Genomic DNA, 22,987 nt, shown 5'->3' on the forward strand with positions numbered 1-22,987 from the left:
GAGGATATGACAGACACACCCAACACGCTAACCCGATGGATTGAGCAGTATCGTGCGAACGAAAGCTTGTATCTTCTGCATCCCGACGTAATGGTCATCCTGGATACAGAAGGTAGAGTCAGAGATTGCAACCAGGCCGCTCTTCACCTCACCGGATTTGAATTTTCCGATTTTCCTGAACAGTATTTTGTACAATTTCCAAACTTTCAACTTGCCTTGCAAGGTGAATATACAAGATTTATGTATTCCATCGCCAATCATCAGGGCAACAATATCTATCTGGATATGAATTATGCCCCGATTCGGATTGAAAACGATTGTGCCGGGGTATTGGTATCCGCCAAGCCCATTCGCAGGGAGAACAAGCTGAGACAGCCAGTGGAACAAATGAATGAGGTAAGTCTTGATGAAATTGAGCGGATCGCCAATATGGGCTCATGGAACTGGGATCTCGTTCATAGTCAACTGACCTGCTCGGCCGAGATGTACCGGATTCACGGGATGGAGAAGAGGGAGCAGGATCAGGAGGAGTTGTATCAGTCCTTTTTCTCGCAGATTCACCCCGACGATCAGGAAAGAGTACGCGAAGCCGTAAATGCCTCGCTAAACGGGCATAAGTATTCGGTGGAATACCGGATCACGCATCCGACGGAAGGGGAGCGCATTGTTCAGTCGGAAGGGAAAACGATTCTCGACGAAAGCGGAAATCCCGTACGGATGCTGGGAACCTTGCAGGATATTACCGAACGCAAACAAATGGAATACCAGCTCGTTGAGAGCGAGAAGGCATATCGGCTTATCTCGGAGCATTCGCTGGATCTGATTACGAGGCACTCGGCCTGTGAAGATGTCATATGTCTATACGCCTCACCTTCCTCCAGATTTTTGCTTGGCATCGAGCCAGAGGATCTGATCGGAAGGAGCGCCTTTTATTTCATCCACCCTGAAGATGCCTTGACCGTTCAGGAATATCTGGTTGCCAATCTGGTCGCCCAAACCACGCAAACCGTAGAATACCGGATTCGCCATCAGTCAGGCATGTACAGATGGTTCGAGAGCAACGGAAAATATATCTATGATCAGCATGGCAAGGTACAGGAGATGATCGTGATCTCTCGGGATATTACGGAGCGAAAGCAGGCCGAGCATGCGATGATCGAGAACAAGCAGCGATACCAGTCCTTGTTCGATTACAGCCCGGCCAGTGTGTATTCGTTTGACATGGACGGAAATTACCAGTCCGCCAATGCCAATCTGGAGAAGCTTGTCGGATATACGCTGGAAGAACTGCTGCAGATGTCTTATACGCCATTAATTGTGCCTGAGGATCTGGAGCGTACCCATCGTCATTTTACATTGGCCAAGCAGGGGACTCCACAAAATTATGATGTGGCTGTCATTCATCGCGATGGACACCGACTGGATCTCAATGTGACCAATGTCCCGATCATCGTGGAGGACGAGGTAGTAGGGGTATACGGGATCGCAACCGATATTACGGAGCAGAAAAAGTATGTGGAAGAAATTAAGAAACTCAGTTACCATCATTCTCTCATATTGAACTCGGTGTCTGAGGGCATCTATGGCGTGGATAAAAAGGATCGCGTTATGTTCATGAATCCGGCTGGTACGAAGATGCTGGGCTATACGATGAAGGAAGCCAACGGCATGCATGGTCATCATATGATCCATCACACCAAGGCGGACGGGAGTATGTATCCAATAGAAGAATGCCCGATATACAGAACGATTCAGGATGGTTTGCCGCGAACGGTTCATGAGGAGGTGCTCTGGCGGAAGGACGGTTCCAGCTTTCTTGTTAATTATCGGGTGAGTCCGATTTATGACGACGGAGATATTGTTGGAGCCGTAGTGGTATTCAATGATATTACGAATGAGAAAGAAATTCTGAGAGCGAAGGAATCCGCAGAGAAAGCGGCCCAGGCGAAATCGGAATTTCTGGCGATGGTCAGCCACGAGATTCGAACGCCGATGAATGGGGTCATCGGCATGATTGACCTGTTAAAGGATACCGACTTGTCTGAAGAACAGGAGGAATATGTGCAAATTGTGCGCAAGAGCAGCACGGATTTGCTCCGAATTATTAACGATATACTGGATTTCAGCAAGATTGAGGCCGGCAAGCTGGATTTGGAAATCGAACCATTCGATCTACGTGACCTCCTGCAGGAAGTGTATGATCTGTTTGCGCCCAGCGTAAGAAGCAAAGGGCTGCAAATGACGATGAAGGTAAGTGAGTCAGTCCCTGAACAATGGTCCGGTGATGAAAGCCGCATTCGTCAGGTGCTGGTCAATCTGATTGGAAATGCCATCAAATTTACGGAGGAAGGGAGCGTGAAGCTGCGACTGGAAACCGAGGAATCCGGGAAAGGACATCCGAATCCGCTGCTTCATTTCTATATCGAAGATACAGGCATCGGCATCCCTTCCGACAAACTGAGCTTGCTGTTCCAGTCTTTCTCGCAGGTCCATTCCGGTGCAAATCGCAAATACGGTGGAACCGGGCTTGGTCTGGCGATCAGCAAAAAGCTGGTTGAAATGATGGGTGGCATGATCATGGCCAGCAGCATGGAAGGTGAGGGATCGACGTTTCATTTCATTCTGTCCCCACCGCAGCATGCTCTATCAACAGACCGCATGCCTGATGCAAGAAGGGACGGGGACGTGTTGGCGTCTTCCCTGTCTGACTGGTCTTCCCGCAGGGAGGTCACGTGGGAGCGCAACGAACGGATGCCCCACATTCTGGTGGTGGAAGACCATCCGGTCAATCGACAGGTGATGATCGGTTTGCTTCAGAAGATGGGGTATCAGGCTGACTTGGCGCTGAATGGAGAAGAAGCCGTGCAGGCGGTCGAGAAAAAAGAATACGATCTGATTTTCATGGATATTCAAATGCCGGTCATGAACGGCCTGGAGGCGACAAAACAGATTCGGGCCAAGCTGCCGAGGGAGAAACAGCCGATTATCGTCGCCCTCACAGCCTATGTACAAAAAACAGATGAACAGGCCTGCCTGGAATGCGGGATGCAGGATTTCCTGCGAAAACCGATTCAGTCGGATGAAGTGGTACGGGTGTTCAAGCAGTGGTTTCCGGTCTATACGTGATTAATGATCTCGATACATCATAAAATCCAGCAAATGTCTTAAAAAAGGTGTCTTCAGCGGTATGTCGTCCAGGGCTTCCAGTGCGAGGCAGTAATGCTCCCACATGGCGGCTCTGGCGCCTTCCCTGCCTAACACGGAGACAAAGGTAGAACGCTGGTTATCCACATCTTTCCCCGGTTCTTTCCCCAGAATATGAAGCTCTCCCTCTACATCGAGCAGGTCATCCTTGATTTGAAACAAGATACCGGCATGGCGTGCATAGGCTTTCAGAGCCGCAATCTCACCAGCGTTAAGCTGAGCCAGCATCGCCGGCATGATGAGGGCAGCCTCGAAGCCCATCCCCGTTTTGTAGAAGCACATCGTATTCAACTGCTCCAGCGTCAACGGCTTTTCCTTCGCATTCAGATCCATGGCCTGCCCCATGCACATGTTCTCCGTCAGGTGAGAGGAATATTGAATCAGTTCCAGTACATGCTGCGCATCGAATGATTGCAGGGAGGCCTGTTCCCGTGTTGCTTTCTGGGTTAAATACAGGGCCGTCAAATCAGCGGTTGCGACATCGTATACTTCATGCAAGGTCGGGCGTCCTCTTCTCAGAGAAGCATTGTCCTGAGACGGCAGGTCATCGAGAATGAGGGAAGCGGTGTGCATGTATTCGAGAGATTTCAGGAGCGGTTCAATCGCTGTGGGCGTCAGACCGAATTCCTTCACTCCCATCATCCAGGTCATAATCGGTCTCAGTCGCTTCCCGTCGCCCTCCAGGCTGTAATTGGCGGCTTCGATAATCGTATCTTGCATACCCATTTCTTGAGTTGGGCGATTTGAACCGATTTTCAGCAGGGTATTGATGTGGGCACGCACCCGTTTGATGTCGTGTTGAAATGCGGACTTGCTTTGCCGATTTTCCTGAAGATTGGCGAGAATTTGATCCCTCATCAGCTTATCGAGAAAATCTGCTTGTTCTGTTTTCAGTACCAGACGCTGGATGAGATGAAGCAATTCCGGATTAGCAGGAGCGAACCATTGCATGACTTCATCATAGCGATCCGGGCCCACACGGGATCGGAAACGTTTCAGTCCGTTGATCGCCCGGTTCAAAATGATGTCACACGTCTTCGGATCTTCTTCGTAAACGTCGTGAATCAAGTGGGAAATGACAGCCCAATACATGTCAAACGGGTTGATCAGATCATCTCGATGGCGGGAATGCGTCAAATAGTAGGTGTAAGGTGTGACGGCTCCCTGTTCCAGATCCTCCGACAGGTCCGCGAAGTCATCAGCGAGCTGGTTGTAGATGCCATAAAAGAACGTGCGATTGTCGAATCCTTCGTCCTCCGATGAGGCGAGAATGGACCGGACGATGGAGCGGGAAGAGGCAGACTTGATCATGATTGGCAGGTACAGCTCTTCATTGGCATAGTGGGCATAGGACAGTTCCTTTACGCGATCGGTTTCCTGGGCTTCAAAGAATACATATGCCTGCTGAAGAAAGGATGCCAGTGTCTCTGGACGTTGATGATTCTTCATATATGTAAAGGCTTCTCCCAGCTCGGCATGAATGAAACGGATCAGTTCAGCCTGATTACCTGACCAAGCACCAAGTTCCGCAACCGTGCCGGTGAGCAGCGTTTCGCGAATGATCTCAGCGAACCGGGATTTCTCTTCCCGGGATAACACTCCTGAATCGAGCAGGTCATCGATAAACGGATAGGTGAGTCCGTAGCAATAGCCCAGTCGTATGGCTTTATCCAGCATCTCGGACCGATTATATTTCTCCGTCTGATCATCCTTCTGATCTTCCTCCATGTCTTCAAGTACATGCAAGACCATCCCCATGATGATTTTGACGAGTTTACGCTGCGCATTTTCTGCATCCATCTCCTCCGGAAGCTGTGCAGAAACACGTCTCAATTTATCCATCACCCAAATAAACGTATGTGCAATGCCTTCTTGCTGGGCCCATCTGTATAACTGGACGGTATGAAACAGTTCCCCGTGAGGTTTTTGGGCTGGATCGGAGGAAGCGGACCGACCGAGGGAGAGGGATGAGAGAAGCTGCTGTTTGATCTCTTCTGCGACCTGCTGGACCCGTTTCAGAGTTTTCGGTTCTGCAAGGGATTTGCCAAGGTCTCGCAAAAAAATATACGAGATGCTGCGATCCAGATACGCATCCAGTTTTCCCGTCGTTTGCAGCCATTTGATATAGGCGCTGGTTTCCCGTGATCCAGGACGAGGCAGACGTCCGCTACGATGGAATAGTGAAGTAAGGGAGCGCTTGGATGTGTGTTGTTGGCCCCAGGCAGCAAGTTTTTGAGTCAGGGATGGTAGATGGCTGTGATGTCTGATCTGGTTTTGGAGTGTATGAAAATAGTGGGCTGCTTTTTGTTCAGTCAACTCATCGTGCGGGTTGATGTGTATGGTTCTGCGATTATTCATATCCGTGATTCCCTCTGTAATCAATGTTGTGAACATCCCTATGGATATTCGGACGGATGCTGGGTTCGTGCATCTGTCTGTATCTTGAACTATACCATGCTGATGCTGAAAACTAAATGCTTTCTGGCAGGTTTGTGAGGGATTGTTCACAAACTGTACCATGCGACATGCGACCGTCAATCATAGAATAATGCAATCATTGGCAGGACGGCTTATAATAGGTATTAGATTGAGGAGGAGGGGATACATACGTTGATTTCAACATCGAAGATCGTGAACATCGATGCATTTCGTTCAGAGATTATGGACAATGAAAGGAGGCTATTTATATATGTGCCGCGCCATTATGAGCAGGAGCCAAACAAGTCTTATCCCGTCCTGTATATGCACGCAGGACAGCGTTCCTTTGCGCCGGCCAAACCTGGAACAAGCTCATGGAATGCCCATCTGGCTGCGGATCGCCTGATCGAAGCCGGATGGATGGAGGAGATTATCATCGTCGCCATTGCCCATTTGCGTCCACAGGAGCAGAATGAATTTTATCATTTCAAGGTTCCTCAGGAGGAACTGCACCGGACTCGATGTGCAGGGCTTGATTATGAACGGTTTATTGTCGAAGAGCTCAAGCCCTATATCGATCAGACCTATCGCACCAGACCGGAGCCAGCGTATACGGGGCTGATGGGTTCATCCGGCGCGGGCTTGTGCACCTATCACATCGGATTCAGGCATCCCGATGTATTTGGGCATCTCGCCATATTGTCTCCTTACTTTGTACGGGCGGGCTTTGATCCGTCCAGCAGAACCAGTCTGGCAGAGGAACATTTGCTAGAGCCGTATTCGGACAATCCGCCCTTGCGGATGTGGATCGATATCGGAGAAGCCGAGGGGCTTTTCCTGCCCCGTCACGCGCGGGAGATCGTGGATCATCATCTGGCGAATGGCTTTGTGCCCAATGAACAGCTTGGCTACTACTTGTCACCCGACAGTGCGCACGAGGAACAGGATTGGTCAGAGCGGGTTCATATGCCGATGCTGTTCATGTTCGGTCAGAAGAGCGATCCGGTCTCGCTCAAGCTGCTGGGAAGAACCAGGGTCGGGATGGAAGGGATGCAGGTTCGGCTCAATCCGATCGTTCAGTATGCGAATGGACTGGCATTAACGGATACTTGTGCCGTATTTCATTCGAGCCATCCGGAGGTGGCGAAGGTTGATCCGGACGGGACGGTACAGGCATTTCAGGTGGGAAAGACCGAGATTATTTACCGTCACGGGGAGTTGCAAGTGAAGAAAATGCTGGAGGTTATTCCGGAACTGACGCCGACAGTACGCCTGGATTTTGAAGTGGAGGTACCGGAAGATACACCGTCTGATGCGCGTATTTTTGCAGGTCATGGCATGGAGTTGTCAGAATCTGAGGACGGAACTTTCAGGGGCAGCTTTGTAGTGCCGCGTGACAGTGCCTATCATTTTCGTTTTACGAGAGGATTTCGCAAGTTTGAGGTGGACGCGGATGGACAGGAAATCCCCAATCGTTTCATACGAGCGGATGAAGATCAAAAGCTGATTTACCGGATCGAGGGATGGAGCGGTATGCGTGACAATCCGCTGCTTCCTGAAGCGAATCCCTTTGCAGGATAGGTATCCGTCATTGATTTGACGCTCTCCGGCGTGGTAAAATACGCGCAGATTGAATGGAGGGGATCGAATGACGATGGATCAGAAAGCACTTCAGAAAGAGAAGGAGCGCTTGCAAGAGGTCATGCAGCTTCTGGTCAAGCAGATCGACCTTCTCGAACAGACGACCGGTATCCGTGGTCATGAGGTGCGAGAGCTGAAAACCCACTTCTGGGATGATATGTCCGTGAATTTGACGAATGACACGGAAACGATGGAAACGTTCTCCAGTATTCAGCAAGAAGCGCGCTTGTTATCTGAAAGGGAGAAGAGCTACCGGCTGGCTGCGGAACGCCTTCAGATGCTGGTTCGTCTCGAGCAGTCTCCTTACTTTGGCCGTATTGATTTTGTGGAAGAGGGAGAGGCAGAGGCAGAGGCAGAGGCAGAGCAAATCTACATCGGTCTCGCTTCTCTTATGAATGAAGATGGCAGTCGTTTCTACATTTATGATTGGCGTGCTCCTATTTCCAGCATGTTTTATGATGATTCCCCTGGACCAGCTTCCTACCAGCCTCCGGAGGGAGCACGTATTGCCGGTGAGATGACGCTCAAACGTCAGTATGTGATTCGCGAAGGGGAATTGCAGCATGTATTTGATACGGATCTGACCATTGGCGACAGCTTGTTGCAGCAAGCACTCTCTGATTCTTCGTCCGAGCAGATGAAGAGTATCGTTGCGACCATCCAGCGTGAGCAAAATCAGATGATTCGAAACGATCAGGTCGATGTGTTTATTGTGCAGGGTGGGGCAGGAAGCGGGAAAACCTCTGCAGCCTTGCAGCGAGTTGCGTATTTGCTCTACAAGCATCGCAACCGGATGACAGCGGATCAGATCGTGTTGTTCTCGCCTAATCCTTTATTCAGTCAATATGTATCCCATGTCCTGCCAGAGCTTGGAGAAGCGAATATGAGGCAGATGATTTTTCAAGAGCTGACCGAGGAAGCACTTGGGCGATTCTATACGGTAGAGGATCTGTACGATCAGACGGAGCGTCTATACACGTCGAGGAATGCAGACTGGAAACAAGCCCAAAAAACGGCGATTCAATGGAAGGCAAGTGCTGCTTATTTTGAATGGCTGGATCAATATATTCGTTCATGTGCGGAGCAAGCGGGTATGATTTTCCGTCCAGTAACCTTTCGGGGACGGGTGCTGATTACAGCCGAACAGATGACTGAGGCCTATTACGGGTTTCCTTCGGATACGCCGATCGATCGCAAGAACGTCTTGATGAAGAAATGGCTACACAAGCAGCTCGATCAGGCTGAAAAGGAACAGCGGAAGAAAAAATGGGTTCAGGATGCGATGGAATGGGTGGACGACGAAGTATATCAGCGTGTCTACCAGCGGGTGCAGAAAAAAGGCGGCTTTCAAGCCGAATCTTTTGATGATGATCAGCAGGTTCGAAAGGAACTGAAGAAATGGATCGTGAACAGCAAATTCAGGAAGCTGCGAGCCTTTGTAGATCGTGACCGGTTCCTTGACGATGAAGCGATGTTTTTGCAGTTTTTGCGACAGCGTCCTCCGTTTTGGGAAGATGAGAACGAAATCGATCTCCTTCGCTGGAACGAGATGACGGAGGAAAGCTGCAGACTTATTGGTGAAGGCCGACTCCTTGCCGAGGATGCCTCTCCGTATTTGTACATGATGGAAGGATTAAGAGGGTTCTCGCGTGTCGACGGCTCGATCCATTACGTGCTCATCGACGAGGCGCAGGACTATACGCCTTTTCAATATGCGTATATCCGCCACCGATTCCCAAGAGCCAAGCTGACGATTTTGGGGGATATTCACCAGGGGATTTATGCACACAATGAAAGCGCGGACAGTTTCCATACCGTTCCGAAATGGCTGCATGCCCAGCGAGATGAACGGCTGTCGTTTAAAATGAGTTATCGTTCCACCGCTCCGATTCTCGATTTTGCCCAGTCCCTGCTGCCGGAAGAGCAGCGTTCGATTCCGTTCGATCGCAGCGGTCCGATGCCTGTGCTGATAGAAGCACATGATGAAGACGAGGCATTCGACGCATTGCAGGCGCTGGTACGGGAACAGGTAAATTCGAATCGCATTGGAATCATCTGCAAAACGATGGAAAACAGCCGGGAGCTGTACCAAAAGCTGCAACAGGCTGCGATACAAATCGGTGTGGAACCGGAAGACATCCAGCTCGTCGTCAAGGATACACAACGCTTGTCGGGCCGAATGGTGGTACTGCCTGCTTATTTGTCCAAAGGCATTGAATTCGAATCGGTTGTGCTCTGGCAGGTGGACGGCGGCCACTATGACGAGACAGATCGTCGATTGTTCTATATGGCAGCCACAAGAGCAATGCATCAGCTTCAGATGATATATGCCAAATCAGCCGGTCTTCCTTCGTGGTGGAACGAAATCGATTCAGACTTGTATACACGTGCAGAAGGGCGTTCTACAGAGGATCGTTCATCCTCTTTCGAGGGAAGGAACGATGAGAATCAATCGTCATCGCGTACGGCATTTGACAAGAGAGGGGACAGAGTAGAATGAACAAGCAATGGTGGATCACAGGCAGTATCCTGATGGCTTTGTCCGTCGCCTTGGGCGCATTTGGCGCTCACGGGCTGGAGAGCAGATTAAGCGAGGAAGACCTGTCTACCTATGATACGGCGGTTCACTATCATATGGTGCATGCGCTAGGTCTGATTTTGCTTGGCATACTGACCAAACCGGCAGATCCTGCTGCATCCGCGAAATGGGCAGGAAGATTGTTTGTACTCGGAATTCTCTTCTTTTCAGGCAGTTTGTATGTACTCAGTATCTCGGGGTGGAAAATGCTCGGGGCGGTAGCACCATTAGGCGGCCTTTCCTTTATCGGGGCCTGGGTCCTGACTGCCCGTTATGCATGGAAGCGGATTTAGCACGCTGACAGCCCAGTCCACCACCTTCAAACGAATCCCTTCCGATCTCTCTCGTTATGCAGGAATAATTATCCGGCATCGCGAATAACTAAAGACGAGACGCTCATCGGCTGGGAGGGAAAATAACGTGCAAACTAAGAGAAGCAGCCATTTTAAAGGTGACGCATCTTACGCAGTCATACTGCTCGTTCTGTTATATGTGGCAGGGAGCGGGTATTGGATATACAGCACCTACCACGACTGGACGATATGGCTGTTGAATACGGGAACGGCTGTAGGCCTGACCGCGATCTATCTGGTTATGCTGAAGCGGCAGCTTCATGACAAAGAAGCGATCCATAAGCGAACAGCCGAACGGATCAAGCAGATGGCCTATTATGATGATCTGACAGGTCTTCCGAACCGGAGAAAGTTTCGGGACAAGCTGGATCTTGTCGTACAGAAAACCGATGTTTCCGTGCCATCTCAGGGCGAGATGCTGGCAGTGTTTTACATGGATGTTGATCGCTTCAAGTGGGTGAATGAGTCGCTGGGCCATGATTTCGGGGATATGCTGCTGCTTCAGGTAGCAGAGCGGCTGACTCATTGTGTGGGCGAGGATGACTTTGTTGCCCGAATGGAAGGAGATGAGTTCGCTCTCTTTTACCAGCACCTGCATGCCAATGAGCATGCGTTTGAGAAAGCCCAGGAAATTTTGTCCGCACTAGACCAGGGATTTTATTTGCAGGATCGTTCTATTCACATTACCGCAAGCATTGGTGTATCGATTTATATGGGCGATGCCACGACGGAAGTGTTGATGAAGCAGGCTGATCTGGCCTTGTCGAGAGCGAAGGAACAAGGGAGAAACAATGTCCAGTTCTACCATTCGAACTTGAATTACCGATCGATTGAGCGATTGAATCTTGAAGGCGAGCTGCGGATGGCCTTGCATCAAAACCAGTTTGAACTGTATTATCAGCCGCAAATGGACATCCGTGGTGGAGACATTGTGGGGATGGAAGCCTTGATCAGATGGCGGCATCCGGAAAGAGGCATGGTCTCACCAGGTACCTTTATTCCGCTTGCGGAGGAAACCGGATTTATTGTGGAAATCGGGGAATGGGTGATTCGGGAAGCTTGCCGACAAAACAGGCAATGGCAGGAGAATGGATTCCCGAAGATTCCGGTATCCGTCAATCTGTCTGTACGGCAGTTTTTACAACAAAACCTGAAGCAGAAGGTCGCGAATATTTTAAAAGAAACAGGGCTGGAACCGCAATATCTGGCACTCGAAATTACAGAGAGCATGACCCTGGATGTGGATTATGCCACGAACTGTCTCATTGAGCTGAAATCATTGGGATTGCTTATTAACATGGATGATTTTGGTACCGGTTACAGCTCGCTCAGCTATCTCAAGAAGTTCCCGATTAATAAATTGAAGATCGATCGATCTTTCGTCCGCGATTTGATGGAGGATCCTTCAGATGCCGCAATCGTGTCAACGATTATCTCTATGGCACACCATATGAAGCTCAAGGTGATCGCGGAAGGGGTAGAAACGATCGAACAACTGGATTATTTGAATGCCAATCACTGTAATGAAGTGCAGGGCTTTTACTTCAGTCCGCCGCTGCCGGCTGATGAGTTTGTAGAGAAGGTAAAAGCCATTACAGAATCGGCTGCGATGTAACCTATATACGCCAATAGGCAAAGAAAAAACCGGCGATTCATGCCGGTTTTTGCATATTCTGCTGATATGATGAATGTTCTTCAACTGACAATGAAGTCGTCTATTTCATTCATTTTGATTAAGTACACCTTTTTCTCATCCACATGGTAGATCGATACATTTTGACTGCTTTCATCAAAGTTGAGGATTCGGCATGGAATGCTCAGTTTAACGCCCTTACCCTTGATGACACTTAAGCGAACGAGTGTGTTGGTATCCTTGAAATGGCCGAGCAATTCGATAATTTTTTGATCGGAATTTGAGGCGGTTTCCGACTTGACAGCGGCCGTGGATTTGGGTGATGCAGGCTTCACTTCCGGTTTGCTTGCTGATGCTGGTGATGTTGCAGCTGGTTTTGGCTTTGATGAAGGAACGCTTTCCATGGATTGCTTGATCTGGTCAATCCATTTTCCAACCTCAGACCCACTGACAATCTTGTAATCTTTCACTTGCTCATCTGCCAACAGCCTGGCTATTTCAGCTACCGCTTTTGCTTGTGAAGGACTGTTCAGAAGCAATTCAACAGTAAATAAAAAGGACGAGTCTGATTTTTGAGTCATTTTGGTTCCTCCAAGAGCTTTACTTTCATACAACATCATACCATGTACACATGAATTTACAAGTAAAAAGGGACGGATGAACTACACAAATATCATCCTTCGGACATAGGCTGTTAGCAGGATGTCACAAGTCAGTCCAAGGAGTTGATCTGGTCATGATTCAGTTAATCCCGATTCCTATGAAAAATGGCACGGCATTGGGTACAGAGGTCAAGCTTCCGAAAACGACCTTGCTCACTGTTTCTACGGAAAAAGGATACATTATGTGCGGGGCACTGGATGTAGCGCTGTTGAATGAGAAACTGCAGGATCGCAACATTGTCGCGGGGCGCGCAGTCGGAGTGAGGACAATCGAGCAATTGATGGATGCACCACTTGAATCAGTCACAGTCGAGGCAGAGAAAATGGGGATTGTTCGTGGAATGAGTGGAAGAGAAGCCATTGAGAAGATGTTTTAGCAGGTATACAAAAAACCGTCAGGAAACTTCCTGACGGTATGATTATGGATGCAGGGTTGCACTTGCCTCGATAGGCAGACGCTTATGATCTTTCCTGACTATTCATTTTGGCACAGGATTGACGAATGATAAGTCGATGCGGGATGACAATGCGTCGCTGATCATGCTGGTCTTCCTGAATATTACGCAACAGGGCCTGCGAAGCGGTATAGCCCATCTGATAAATACCGATATCGACACTGCTCAATGGCGGTGTTGTCAGCTCGGAGATGGAAATGTTGTTAAAGCTGAAAAGACTGATATCGTCTGGTACCTGGTACCCGAGTTCAGTGATGCCTCGAACCACCCCATAGGCAACCAAATCATCTGTGATAATCAGCGCGGTCGGGCGATCAGCCAGATTCATAATCATGGACATGGCCCGGTACCCGCTCTCCTGCAGAAATTCCCCTTCTACAATCCAGTGGGATTTCATCGGGAGGTTGGATTCCTTGAGCGCTTTTTTGTAGCCTTCCAGTCGATCCTGGGAGACAACGAGCTGCGGAGGACCGCTGACAAATCCGATTCGCTCATGCCCAAGAGAGATCAAATATTTGGTGACATCATAGGCGGCCTGAACGTTGTCATTGTCCACGGAGAGCACATCGGCATGCTCGTCACTGCGGCCAATTAAGATGAAAGGGAAATTTTGTTCCCTTAAAAACTTGACGGTAGGGTCATTTTTTTTGGAAGACAATAAAATGACTCCATCCACTCGCCGTCCTTTGACGAACCGTGTAATGGCTTCCATTTCCTCGGATTCTGTTGTACCGGATGACATCAGCAGATCATATCCTTGTCGGGTTGCCTGCGTCACGATCCCCCGGATAAACTCTGAGAAGAACAGATTCAGAAATAGTTCTTCGGCAGGTCTTGGCAGAATAACGCCGAGTGTATTGCTTTTTTTGGATACGAGGCTTTTGGCGACCATGTTCGGATGATACCCCATCTCGATCATGATGCGCTTGACTTTGGCAGCTGTTTTTGGACTGATGCGAGGATGGTTGGAGATAACGCGGGAAACTGTGGAGGGCGAGACCCCGGCGACCTTCGCAACATCCTTAATTGTAACGGGCATAATTCCACCTGCTTTACATGGCTGAGATACGTAAGGGTGCCCCTACATACTCAAGATGCGTTTATTTTAGTAATAGCATATATTACATTATTGAGGATGTAAACATAAAACGTTTTCATGAATAAAGATAAAAAAATAAGAAATCAGGAATATAAGCAAGATAAACAAAAAAAACACCGTGAAAATGACTAAAAACGAATTGTGCAAACGTTTTTATTCTTGGTCAAGTTTTTGTATGATAAAAACAGTCGATAAAGCGTTTTCTTTCTGTCAACCAATACTGAAATTGGAATTTAGGGAATAGCGTGAAATGGACTTGTACAAACGATTGCGCAGCGGCGCAGGTTCATCGGGCACTACAGAGCTTATAGAATGACCCCATGGTTGTATAAGGAAGTCCATTATCGCAAATAATCTAGATAGCATTTTCAGTCTGGTGAATTACAGGAAGGAAAGGCAAAAGACAAAAAATATAAGTAAAGGTGGGTCTTGTCTTATGAAGATGAGAAGTCTGCTCGTTCTGGTCTTGGCATTAGCACTTGTATTTGTTGCAGCTTGTGGGGGCAACAACGGAAATGGCAACAGCGCGAACAACGGAAATGCACCAACAAACGACGCACAGAATAACAATACTGGCGGAGCTGAAAACAATGGCGGTGCAGTTGTGGATGATCTTCAACCTGAAGAAGGCGCAAAGCTTCTGATTTGGGACAGCGGTGAAGAGAAAGCATTTGTTGAAGAAATGGCCGCACAATTTGAAGCCGAGTATGGCGTTCCAGTTGAGTTTGCAGAGCAAGGTGCTGACAAATCCATGGGACAAATGATTACAGATGGACCTGCAGGTGTAGGTGCTGACGTATTCACAGCTGTTCATGACAGAACTGGTTCCGGTGTTACTTCCGGTGTTATTCTTCCAATCGATGATGCTACAGCAGAAATCGTGAAGAGTGAAGCACAGGAACTGGCAGTCGGTGCGGTAACCATCGATGGTCAAATGTACGGAATTCCAAGAGCAGTAGAAACAACAGCTGTATTCTACAACAAGTCTCTTGTACCTAACGGTGAATTCCCGGAAGATTTCAATGCAATCAAAGCATTTGCAAAAGATTTCAACAACAAGGCTGATAACAAATATGCGTACATGTGGGAAATCCACAACGGATACTGGAGCTTCGGATTCTTCGGTGGATATGGCGCTTATGTATTCGGTAACAACGGTGAAGACGAAACAGATCTGGGTCTGAACAGTGAGAGCGCAGTTGCAGCAGCAACTTTCTTCCAGTCCCTGACTGAAATTCTTCCTCTTCAATCTACAGACGTAACGGCTGATATCAAAACCAGCTTGTTCAACGAAGGCAAACTGGCTATGAACGTAAGCGGTCCTTGGCAGACACAAGAATTCAAGAAATCTCTGGGCGACAACCTGGGCGTTCATATGTATCCAAAAATGGACAATGGCGAGATCCTGAAGCCATTCTCCGGTGTAAAAGCATTGTACATCAATGCCAACACCGCTTATCCGGATGCGGCTACATTGCTTGCACGCTACATGTCTAGCAAGGAAGCACAGGAAAAAGCATTCCAAATGTTCGGTAACATCCCTGCAAACAAAGAGCTTGGAGAAAGTGAACTTGTTCAAAACGATCCGTTTGCTTCCGTGTTCCTGGAGCAGTTCAAAAACTCCACACCAATGCCTAAAATCGACGCAATGGCTCAATACTGGGCACCAATCGAAGCTGCACTGGCTTCTATCTGGAATGACGGTACTGATCCGAAAGCGGCAATGGATAACATGGTAGATCAAATGAGATCCGCCATCAACCAGTAATAGACAGAGTAGAGACAGACATCTAGAATATTTCACCCGTCGTCCGCAGGTCGGCGGGTGATTTATGAATTTGAGAGAGGGGCTGGTGAGAAAAATGGGCAATCATACGAGAACAGCCACCATACTATCCGCCGTTTTCATGGGATTAGGTCAGCTATATAACCGTCAAATTGGGAAAGCACTCATATTCCTGACTGCGGAAATCGTGGGAATATATTTACTCGTGACGCGATTGTTTTCAGATCTTCAAGGTCTTATTACACTCGGAACGACTGGACAAGGCTTTGAAAAAGTGAATGGACGATTTGTCAAAACAGATGGGGATCATTCTGTATTCCTCATGATTTTTGGTTTGATTGCATTATTGGTCATCATTTTGCTTGTATTGGCGTACATCTTCAACATCTATGATGCACGCAATACAGGAAAAATGAGGGACAAGGGGTACCCTTCCCGCAACTTCCTTCAATCCATCAAACACAGTTTTACACATAACTTTCCATATGTTTTGCTGTTTTTACCGGCAATCGGGGTATTGTTCTTCACCATCATGCCGATTATTTTTATGATTCTGATGGCGTTTACGAACTATTCAGCACCCGATCACATTCCACCAAAAGGATTGGTCGACTGGGTAGGTTTTGACACGTTCAAGGATTTGCTCACTCTGAAACAGTGGAGCAAAACATTCTTTGGCGTATTAACTTGGACATTAATTTGGGCTGTACTCGCGACGGTTACAACCTATTTTGGTGGTATCCTTGTCGCTATGCTCATTCAGCAGCCCGGAATCAGATACAAGACTTTGTGGCGTACCATTTACATTATCCCATATGCGATTCCACAATTTATTTCCCTGTTGATCTTCCGCAACATGCTGAACTATCAATTTGGTCCAATCAATCAGTATTTGAGATGGTTTGGACTGGACGGCATCCAGTGGCTGAATGATCCGACCTGGGCCAAAGCAACGGTTATTTTCGTCAACATGTGGATCGGGATTCCGGTCTCCATGATTCTGGTTATCGGATTGCTCGGAAATATTCCGAAGGATCTGTACGAGGCTGCCGATGTAGATGGTGCATCCAGCTTCCAAAAATTCAAAAACATCACCATGCCTTATATTTTGTTCGCAACGGCGCCGATTTTGATCATGCAGTTCTCTGGAAATATCAATAACTTTAACGTGATCTACCTCTTAACGAACGGAGATCCGAAGACCGGAGACTACTATCTGGCCGGTACGACAGACCTGTTGGTTACCTGGTTGTATAAGCTGGCACTGGATAATCAGAAGTACAGCTTCGCATCCGCGATTGGTATTTTGATCTTTATCATTATCGCCTCTCTGTCCATCTACAACTTCCGACAGACCAAGTCATTTAAAGAGGAGGATATGGTTCAATGAAAAAATCACCGATCAAGCTGGCGATCAGCTATATCCTGCTTATTCTCATTGCGGTTGCTGTTATTTATCCGACACTATGGATTGTCATGTCTTCACTCAAGACTGGGAATTCCCTGTTTATGGATTCCATCGTACCGAATGAAGTGACGACAGAGCATTATGCGAGTTTGTTTGAGGAAAGTGAAACCAGACAGCTTCCTTATACACAATGGTATTTGAACACCCTTAAAATCGCGATTTCCAGCATGATTTTAGGGACACTCATTCAGATATTGACGGCCTATGCGATTTCGCGTTTCCGTTTCACAGGCAGAAAGACCATTATGACGACGGTACTTGTACTCGGGATGTTCCCTGGTTTCATGAGTATGATCGCGATCTTCATTTTGCTCCTGCAGATGAATTTGCTGGATACGCATCTGGCGCTCATCATCGTATACGCGGCCGGGGCTGCCCTCGGGATGTTCGTGGCCAAAGGGTTCTTCGATACCTTACCGAAAAGCCTGGAGGAAGCAGCCAGAATCGATGGAGCGAGTCATTTCGTTACATTCTGGCGGGTTATGCTTCCGCTGTCCAAACCGATTATCGTCTATGTATCCCTGACAACCTTTATGGGAGCATGGGTAGACTTTATCTTCGCACGACTGATTCTTCGTACACGTGATAAATGGACGCTGGCGGTTGGCTTGTATGAAATGGTCAACTCCTACGCAAGTACAGAATTCACCACGTTCGCAGCGGGTGCGGTACTGGCAGCGATTCCGGTAACACTATTATTTATGTTCCTGCAACGTCTACTTGTTGAAGGTTTGACCGCAGGAGCTCAAAAAGGGTGATAAAAGAGAAATGAAACGATCTACAACTTCTATGAGGAGCCTGAAAAGGCTCCTGTTTTTTACCATGCTGACTTTGATATTGGTCCTGGGTGCTTGTTCTAACAATGATAATGCGAAGAATGAATCGTCATCCAAAACAGAAAATGAAGCAGTCCATGAGAATGAAAAAGCTGACAATGGCGGGAATGACGCCGTTACAGTGGAAGTGGACGAACAACCTGGTACAGTCTACTATGAAATTTTCGTTCGATCCTTTTACGATTCGGATGGTGATGGCATCGGGGATTTGCAAGGCATTATTCAGAAACTCGATTATTTGAACGATGGAAATCCGGATACCGATTCTGACCTGGGAATCGGAGGAATTTGGTTGATGCCGATTAACCCTTCACCAAGCTATCATGGATATGATGTGACCGATTACTATGACATTAACCCGCAATACGGAACGAAAGAAGACTTCAAGGAATTGCTGGATGAGGCACACAAACGAGGAATTAAAATCATTATGGACCTTGTCGTGAATCATTCCAGCAGTGAGCATCCATGGTTTATAGAAGCCAATCAAAATGTCGACAGTACGTATCGGGACTGGTACGTATGGGGAGATGATAGCGAGACCGGCTTCAGTGCAACGGGTGGACCTGCCTGGCATCGTGGAACGGAAGGGAAATATCTCGGAACCTTCTGGAGTGGTATGCCGGATCTAAATTTCGACAATGAAGAAGTACGCAAGGAAATGATTCAAATCGGGAAGCATTGGCTGGAATTTGGCGTAGATGGTTTCCGTATTGATGCAGCCAAGCATATTTATGAAGATTTGCAGTCTCATGTGAATGATGAGAGTATAGTGGAAAAGAATATCGCTTGGTGGAAGGAATTTCAGGCTGGCATGAAGGAAGCAAAACCAGATGTATATTTGCTCGGGGAAATCTATGATAGCGCGGCAGTAAAATCGGTTCCCTATGCGGCGGCTTTTGACTCCACGTTCCATTTCGGACTTGCAGAGAAAATGTTAACGATGGCAGAAAAGGAATCTGCACAGAGTCTGACGACTATGCTGGAGAAAATCTACAAGTTGTTTAATGATACATCAAACGGGCAGTTTATTGATGCCCCGTTTTTGACTAATCATGATCAGAATCGCACGATGAGTGTACTGCGTAACGATGTCAACCATGCCAAAACGGCAGCATCCCTGCTGCTGACGATGCCGGGTAATCCGTTTATTTACTACGGAGAGGAAATTGGCATGCTGGGTATGAAACCAGATGAGCAAATTCGTGAACCGATGATCTGGTACACCGATGGCGCGATAGAGACAGGTCAGACGACCTGGGAGAGATGGATTTCCAATCGCGATGACCTTCCATCCGTGGAAGAGCAATCCGCAGATCCGGCATCCCTGTTGTCCCATTACCGCAATCTGATTCATGTGCGCAATGCTTCTGCCGCTCTCAGCGATGGGATGATCGGCTCACTGGGTGTAGAGACAGAATCGGATGCGATCGTATCGTATGCCCGCCTTACCAATGAAGAGCAAGCAGGGGTTTTGATTAACCTGGGCCCAGAGCCTGTACAGGTAACGCTGGATGCTGACGAGTCTTATGAGGAAGTGCTCTACGCTTCTGATGAAGCGGCTTCGATAGATGAGGGTTCGATAACTGTACCGGCTTACGGTATTGTGATTCTGAAATAAGGAAACATGAGCCAGACAATGGCTGAAATGCAAAATCCCCGATCCGGCGATAGAAGCGGAATCGGGGATTTTTTTGTTGATGATCTAATTGCAGGCTGCGTTGGCAAAAGGAGCGGATCCTTCTGGAACTTCCGTGGACTTCAGCTGTTTCTTCAAAATAACAAAATCATAAGGCTGGAGCGAGACGCTGTACAGACCCTGTTCATGTGTAAACGGATCGCCTGCCCATACATCTTCATATCTGCCTTGATCCAGCGGGAAGGAAATCGTTTGTGCCTTATCTTCATTGTTCACCGCAATGATAAAGCTGTGATGCTCGTCTCGGCGCTCATACACGAGACGCTTGTCCTCCGCTTCGGCTTGCAAGAAGGTCAGTGAACCTGTCCGGAATGCCGGATACATGCGGCGCAGAGCAATCAGATTGCGATAAAAGTCAAAAAGATCGAGATCCTGGTCTTTTTCTTCCCAAACCATACATTTACGGCATCCTGGGTCGTTTTCTCCGGTCAAACCAAACTCGTCTCCGTAATAAATACAAGGCGCTCCGGTATAGGTTAACTGGAAGAGCGCAGCGAGCTTCATTTTACGCTTGTCCTCCTGACACATATGGAGCAGACGTGGTGTATCGTGACTGTCCAGCAGGTTGAACATCACTTCGGAAATATGCTGCGGGTAGAAGGCTTGCAGGGAATAAATAGCTTCTGCGAATTGCTTGCTGTCCACCGCGTCCTTGGCAAAGAAATCAAGTACAGAATTGGTGAAGAGATAGTTCATGACTGCATCGAATTGATCCCCTTGCAGCCACATCATCGAATCATGCCAGATTTCTCCCAGAATGTACACATCCGGGTTGATTTCCTTAACAGCCTGACGGAACTCTCTCCAGAATTGATGATCGACTTCATTCGCGACATCAAGACGCCAGGAATCAATGCCCACTTCTTCAATCCAGTAACGGGCTACGTTGAGCAGATATTCTTTCACTTCAGGATTTTCTGTGTTGAACTTTGGCATGTTGCGTTCAAAGGAAAACGTATCATAGGTCGGGATATCGTCCACGACGTCGATTGGAAATTCACGAATGATGAACCAGTCGGCATATTTGGAGTCCGGACCGTGCTTGATGACATCCTGGAAAGGCTCGAACAATCGGCCGGAATGATTAAATACGGCATCAAGCATGACTTTCATATCGCGCTGGTGGCATTCACGCACCAATTCCTTCAGTTTTTCCTCATCTCCGAATTGCGGATCAATCTTCATGTAATCAATCGTGTCGTATTTGTGATTGGTCGGAGACTCAAACAGCGGGGTGAAATAAATACAGGTGACCCCGAGTTTTTGTAAATGATCCAGATGATCAATGACACCTTGAATATCACCGCCAAAATAATTGTAAGGCGTCGGGGTTCCGCCCCATTCTTCTACATGCTCAGGATCAAGAGACGGATCACCGTTCGCAAATCTTTCCGGGAAGATTTGATAGAACACGGCCTCTTTTACCCAGGCTGGCGGTTCATGTATATCCGGCTTGTTCATGTACGGAAAGTTGAAGTAGGTTGGAATGTCGTCCGAGATTTCATCAGAAAATCCTTTCTCATCGAACCAGACCTGCTCGTTGTCTCCATGGATCAAGAAACCATACGTAAATCGTCGGAACGGCGGCTTCACAGACGCTTCCCAGTAATCGAAGAGTCGATCACTTGCAAAAACGGTCATTTCCGTTTCATATTTGTATGTGTCAAAACGATATTTGTCTCCCCATACCAAGGTGACTTTGCTGATGTCATTGCGCTTCGTCCGGATGCGAACGTGCAGGGTTTCCTGATCGTAAGCGTAGCACCAGTTTTGCTTGGGACGATGATAGATGGCTTCCAATAGCATTTTTATTCCTCCTTATGCTGCCTTCACCGATATTGTTGCCCATCCGATAAGAAAAGATAAAAATCGCATCGAAGTCAACGTACACAAAAAAAGCAACCTCGTACATTCGATTCCCAGCCTGAGGGCTCGAATGAATGAGCGAGGTTGCTTCCTGATTATAAGCGTAAGGTAGCATTGCCTTTTTGTTAAACCTATTATACCAACAATTTGTCGTCCAATCAATGGGTATGAAACGTTTTACTTCGCTTCAAGCTGCTCCATATCTGCGAACAGTTTTTTCAGATTTTCCTCAAAAGGGGCCTCTACGATCCCTTTCTCCGTAATGATGGCAGTGACATAGTCATGCGGGGTGATATCAAAGGCCGGATTAAACACTTTAATCCCTTTTGGTGCAGTCCGCTTGCCAAATCCTTCTGTAATCTCTTCGTCTGCTCGTTCTTCGATCGGAATATCGGCTCCTGTGGGCGTATCGAGATCAATGGTAGACAAAGGACAGGCGACATAGAATGGAATGCCGTGCTCCTTGGCCAAAACCGCCACACTGTAGGTTCCGATTTTATTGGCGACATCCCCGTTGGCTGCCACCCGGTCTGTGCCGACAATGACCGCATCAATCCATCCCTTGGACATCACCATGCCGGCCATATTGTCACAGATCAATGTCACATCGATGCCCGCTTGCTGCAATTCAAAAGCGGTCAGTCTTGCGCCTTGCAGAACCGGGCGGGTTTCATCGGCAAACACTTTGATGTTCATCCCTTTTTCATGGGCGAGATACATTGGGGCAAGGGCGGTGCCATATTTGGCAGTCGCCAGTCCGCCTGCATTGCAATGGGTGAGCAAGCCCATATCTTCCTTGAACAGGCTGAGGGCATGTTCTCCGATCAAACGGCAGGTTTCTTCATCCTCTTGCTGAATGGAGATGGCTTCCTGCAGCATAATGTCCTTCAGCTCAGCACTCGAGTGGACCAAATCTGCAGAAACACGGGCTCTTTCTTTCATTCGATCCAATGCCCAGAACAAATTGACTGCGGTGGGTCTGGAGGTGGCAAGATACGCGGCTTTTTCTTCGATCAGACGCAGCATCGTTTTTGTGTCAGGTGTGTCTGCTTCCGCAATACCGAGATAGACGCCAAACGCAGCGGCGATTCCGATGGCCGGAGCGCCTCTGACTTTGAGGTGACGGATGGCATCCCAGACTTCCTCCGCCTGTTTAAGAGGCAAGTAGACAATCTCTTCGGGCAACAGGCGCTGATCCAGCAGATCGAGATGATCCTGATTCCACAGGACCGACTGCAATGGGGTGGATGATGGATGAGATGGGGATGATGAATGCATGGTGTCCTCCT

The 22,987-nt window shown here is 48.0% G+C and carries 15 protein-coding genes; 10 read left to right on the forward strand and 5 right to left on the reverse strand.

Translation table 11 applies throughout. The annotated features are described in order from the left end of the window. The first annotated feature begins 6 nt into the window (after positions 1-6). Positions 7-3,126 carry a PAS domain S-box protein gene (locus tag ACFSUC_RS07235; RefSeq protein ID WP_379928857.1) on the forward strand — a complete coding sequence of 1,040 codons (3,120 nt, stop codon included), beginning with the start codon at positions 7-9 and terminating at the stop codon, positions 3,124-3,126. On the opposite strand, the gene ACFSUC_RS07240 is transcribed toward ACFSUC_RS07235, so the two are convergent. After that, complete coding sequence (locus tag ACFSUC_RS07240; RefSeq protein WP_379928858.1) at positions 3,127-5,562, reverse strand: polyprenyl synthetase family protein; 2,436 nt, start codon at positions 5,560-5,562, stop codon at positions 3,127-3,129. A 252-nt stretch (positions 5,563-5,814) separates the two neighbouring features. Between ACFSUC_RS07240 and ACFSUC_RS07245 the strand changes: the two genes are divergently transcribed. The 4 genes from ACFSUC_RS07245 to ACFSUC_RS07260 all read left to right on the forward strand — a co-directional run bounded on the left by ACFSUC_RS07245 (position 5,815) and on the right by ACFSUC_RS07260 (position 11,809). Next, the gene (locus ACFSUC_RS07245) at positions 5,815-7,203 is read left to right on the forward strand and encodes an alpha/beta hydrolase-fold protein (protein ID WP_379928859.1); all 1,389 of its coding nucleotides are present in this window, start codon (positions 5,815-5,817) and stop codon (positions 7,201-7,203) included. Between the two features lie 67 nt (positions 7,204-7,270). Then, positions 7,271-9,763, forward strand: a complete 2,493-nt coding sequence (gene helD, locus ACFSUC_RS07250) for an RNA polymerase recycling motor HelD (protein WP_379928860.1) — start codon at positions 7,271-7,273, stop codon at positions 9,761-9,763. Then, entirely contained in the window at positions 9,760-10,134 is a 375-nt protein-coding gene (locus tag ACFSUC_RS07255) for a DUF423 domain-containing protein (protein WP_379928862.1), read from the forward strand. Before helD ends, ACFSUC_RS07255 begins: the two co-directional genes overlap by 4 nt. A 127-nt stretch (positions 10,135-10,261) precedes the next feature. Next, positions 10,262-11,809 carry a putative bifunctional diguanylate cyclase/phosphodiesterase gene (locus ACFSUC_RS07260; protein WP_379928863.1) on the forward strand — a complete coding sequence of 516 codons (1,548 nt, stop codon included), beginning with the start codon at positions 10,262-10,264 and terminating at the stop codon, positions 11,807-11,809. A gap of 80 nt (positions 11,810-11,889) precedes the next feature. Here ACFSUC_RS07260 and ACFSUC_RS07265 read toward each other — a convergent pair whose 3' ends face one another. Next, on the reverse strand, positions 11,890-12,447 hold the full coding sequence (locus ACFSUC_RS07265; RefSeq protein WP_379928864.1) for an SPOR domain-containing protein: 558 nt from the start codon (positions 12,445-12,447) through the stop codon (positions 11,890-11,892). A gap of 116 nt (positions 12,448-12,563) precedes the next feature. On the opposite strand from ACFSUC_RS07265, the gene ACFSUC_RS07270 reads away from it, so the two are divergent. After that, positions 12,564-12,866, forward strand: coding sequence for a YunC family protein (locus tag ACFSUC_RS07270; protein WP_379928865.1), 303 nt, complete (start codon positions 12,564-12,566; stop codon positions 12,864-12,866). 82 nt (positions 12,867-12,948) lie between these two features. Here the strand turns inward: ACFSUC_RS07270 and ACFSUC_RS07275 are convergent, their stop codons facing one another. Then, positions 12,949-13,983 carry a LacI family DNA-binding transcriptional regulator gene (locus ACFSUC_RS07275; protein WP_379928866.1) on the reverse strand — a complete coding sequence of 345 codons (1,035 nt, stop codon included), beginning with the start codon at positions 13,981-13,983 and terminating at the stop codon, positions 12,949-12,951. 496 nt (positions 13,984-14,479) lie between these two features. Here ACFSUC_RS07275 and ACFSUC_RS07280 point away from each other — a divergent pair, with 496 nt between their 5' ends. The 4 genes from ACFSUC_RS07280 (at position 14,480) to ACFSUC_RS07295 (ending at position 19,754) form a co-directional block, all read left to right on the forward strand. After that, the gene (locus tag ACFSUC_RS07280) at positions 14,480-15,811 is read left to right on the forward strand and encodes a sugar ABC transporter substrate-binding protein (protein WP_379928867.1); all 1,332 of its coding nucleotides are present in this window, start codon (positions 14,480-14,482) and stop codon (positions 15,809-15,811) included. 64 nt (positions 15,812-15,875) lie between these two features. Continuing rightward, positions 15,876-17,219: a carbohydrate ABC transporter permease gene (locus ACFSUC_RS07285; RefSeq protein WP_379928868.1), complete on the forward strand. Its 1,344-nt coding sequence runs from the start codon at positions 15,876-15,878 to the stop codon at positions 17,217-17,219. Next, positions 17,216-18,055 (forward strand): sugar ABC transporter permease, encoded by an 840-nt coding sequence (locus ACFSUC_RS07290; RefSeq protein ID WP_379928869.1) that lies wholly within the window; start codon positions 17,216-17,218, stop codon positions 18,053-18,055. Before ACFSUC_RS07285 ends, ACFSUC_RS07290 begins: the two co-directional genes overlap by 4 nt. Before the next feature lie 10 nt (positions 18,056-18,065). After that, positions 18,066-19,754, forward strand: coding sequence for an alpha-amylase family glycosyl hydrolase (locus ACFSUC_RS07295; protein WP_379928871.1), 1,689 nt, complete (start codon positions 18,066-18,068; stop codon positions 19,752-19,754). A gap of 84 nt (positions 19,755-19,838) precedes the next feature. Here ACFSUC_RS07295 and ACFSUC_RS07300 read toward each other — a convergent pair whose 3' ends face one another. Both ACFSUC_RS07300 and mtnA read right to left on the reverse strand, forming a co-directional pair. Continuing rightward, complete coding sequence (locus tag ACFSUC_RS07300; RefSeq protein WP_379928872.1) at positions 19,839-21,638, reverse strand: alpha-glycosidase; 1,800 nt, start codon at positions 21,636-21,638, stop codon at positions 19,839-19,841. Between the two features lie 237 nt (positions 21,639-21,875). Next, positions 21,876-22,976, reverse strand: a complete 1,101-nt coding sequence (mtnA, locus tag ACFSUC_RS07305) for an S-methyl-5-thioribose-1-phosphate isomerase (protein ID WP_379928873.1) — start codon at positions 22,974-22,976, stop codon at positions 21,876-21,878. Positions 22,977-22,987 lie beyond the last annotated feature (11 nt).

The organism is Marinicrinis sediminis (assembly GCF_042685085.1).
Taxonomy (GTDB): domain Bacteria; phylum Bacillota; class Bacilli; order Paenibacillales; family KCTC-33676; genus Marinicrinis; species Marinicrinis sediminis.

Bases quoted from the DNA above. Each gene is read 5' to 3' on its own strand.
- ACFSUC_RS07235 (WP_379928857.1), top strand. From the start codon at position 7: ATGACAGACACACCCAACACGCTAACCCGATGGATTGAGCAGTATCGT.
- ACFSUC_RS07240 (WP_379928858.1), bottom strand. From the start codon at position 5,562: ATGAATAATCGCAGAACCATACACATCAACCCGCACGATGAGTTGACT.
- helD (WP_379928860.1), top strand. From the start codon at position 7,271: ATGACGATGGATCAGAAAGCACTTCAGAAAGAGAAGGAGCGCTTGCAA.
- ACFSUC_RS07255 (WP_379928862.1), top strand. From the start codon at position 9,760: ATGAACAAGCAATGGTGGATCACAGGCAGTATCCTGATGGCTTTGTCC.
- ACFSUC_RS07265 (WP_379928864.1), bottom strand. From the start codon at position 12,447: ATGATGTTGTATGAAAGTAAAGCTCTTGGAGGAACCAAAATGACTCAA.
- ACFSUC_RS07270 (WP_379928865.1), top strand. From the start codon at position 12,564: ATGATTCAGTTAATCCCGATTCCTATGAAAAATGGCACGGCATTGGGT.
- ACFSUC_RS07275 (WP_379928866.1), bottom strand. From the start codon at position 13,983: ATGCCCGTTACAATTAAGGATGTTGCGAAGGTCGCCGGGGTCTCGCCC.
- ACFSUC_RS07280 (WP_379928867.1), top strand. From the start codon at position 14,480: ATGAAGATGAGAAGTCTGCTCGTTCTGGTCTTGGCATTAGCACTTGTA.
- ACFSUC_RS07285 (WP_379928868.1), top strand. From the start codon at position 15,876: ATGAATTTGAGAGAGGGGCTGGTGAGAAAAATGGGCAATCATACGAGA.
- ACFSUC_RS07290 (WP_379928869.1), top strand. From the start codon at position 17,216: ATGAAAAAATCACCGATCAAGCTGGCGATCAGCTATATCCTGCTTATT.
- ACFSUC_RS07295 (WP_379928871.1), top strand. From the start codon at position 18,066: ATGAAACGATCTACAACTTCTATGAGGAGCCTGAAAAGGCTCCTGTTT.
- ACFSUC_RS07300 (WP_379928872.1), bottom strand. From the start codon at position 21,638: ATGCTATTGGAAGCCATCTATCATCGTCCCAAGCAAAACTGGTGCTAC.
- mtnA (WP_379928873.1), bottom strand. From the start codon at position 22,976: ATGCATTCATCATCCCCATCTCATCCATCATCCACCCCATTGCAGTCG.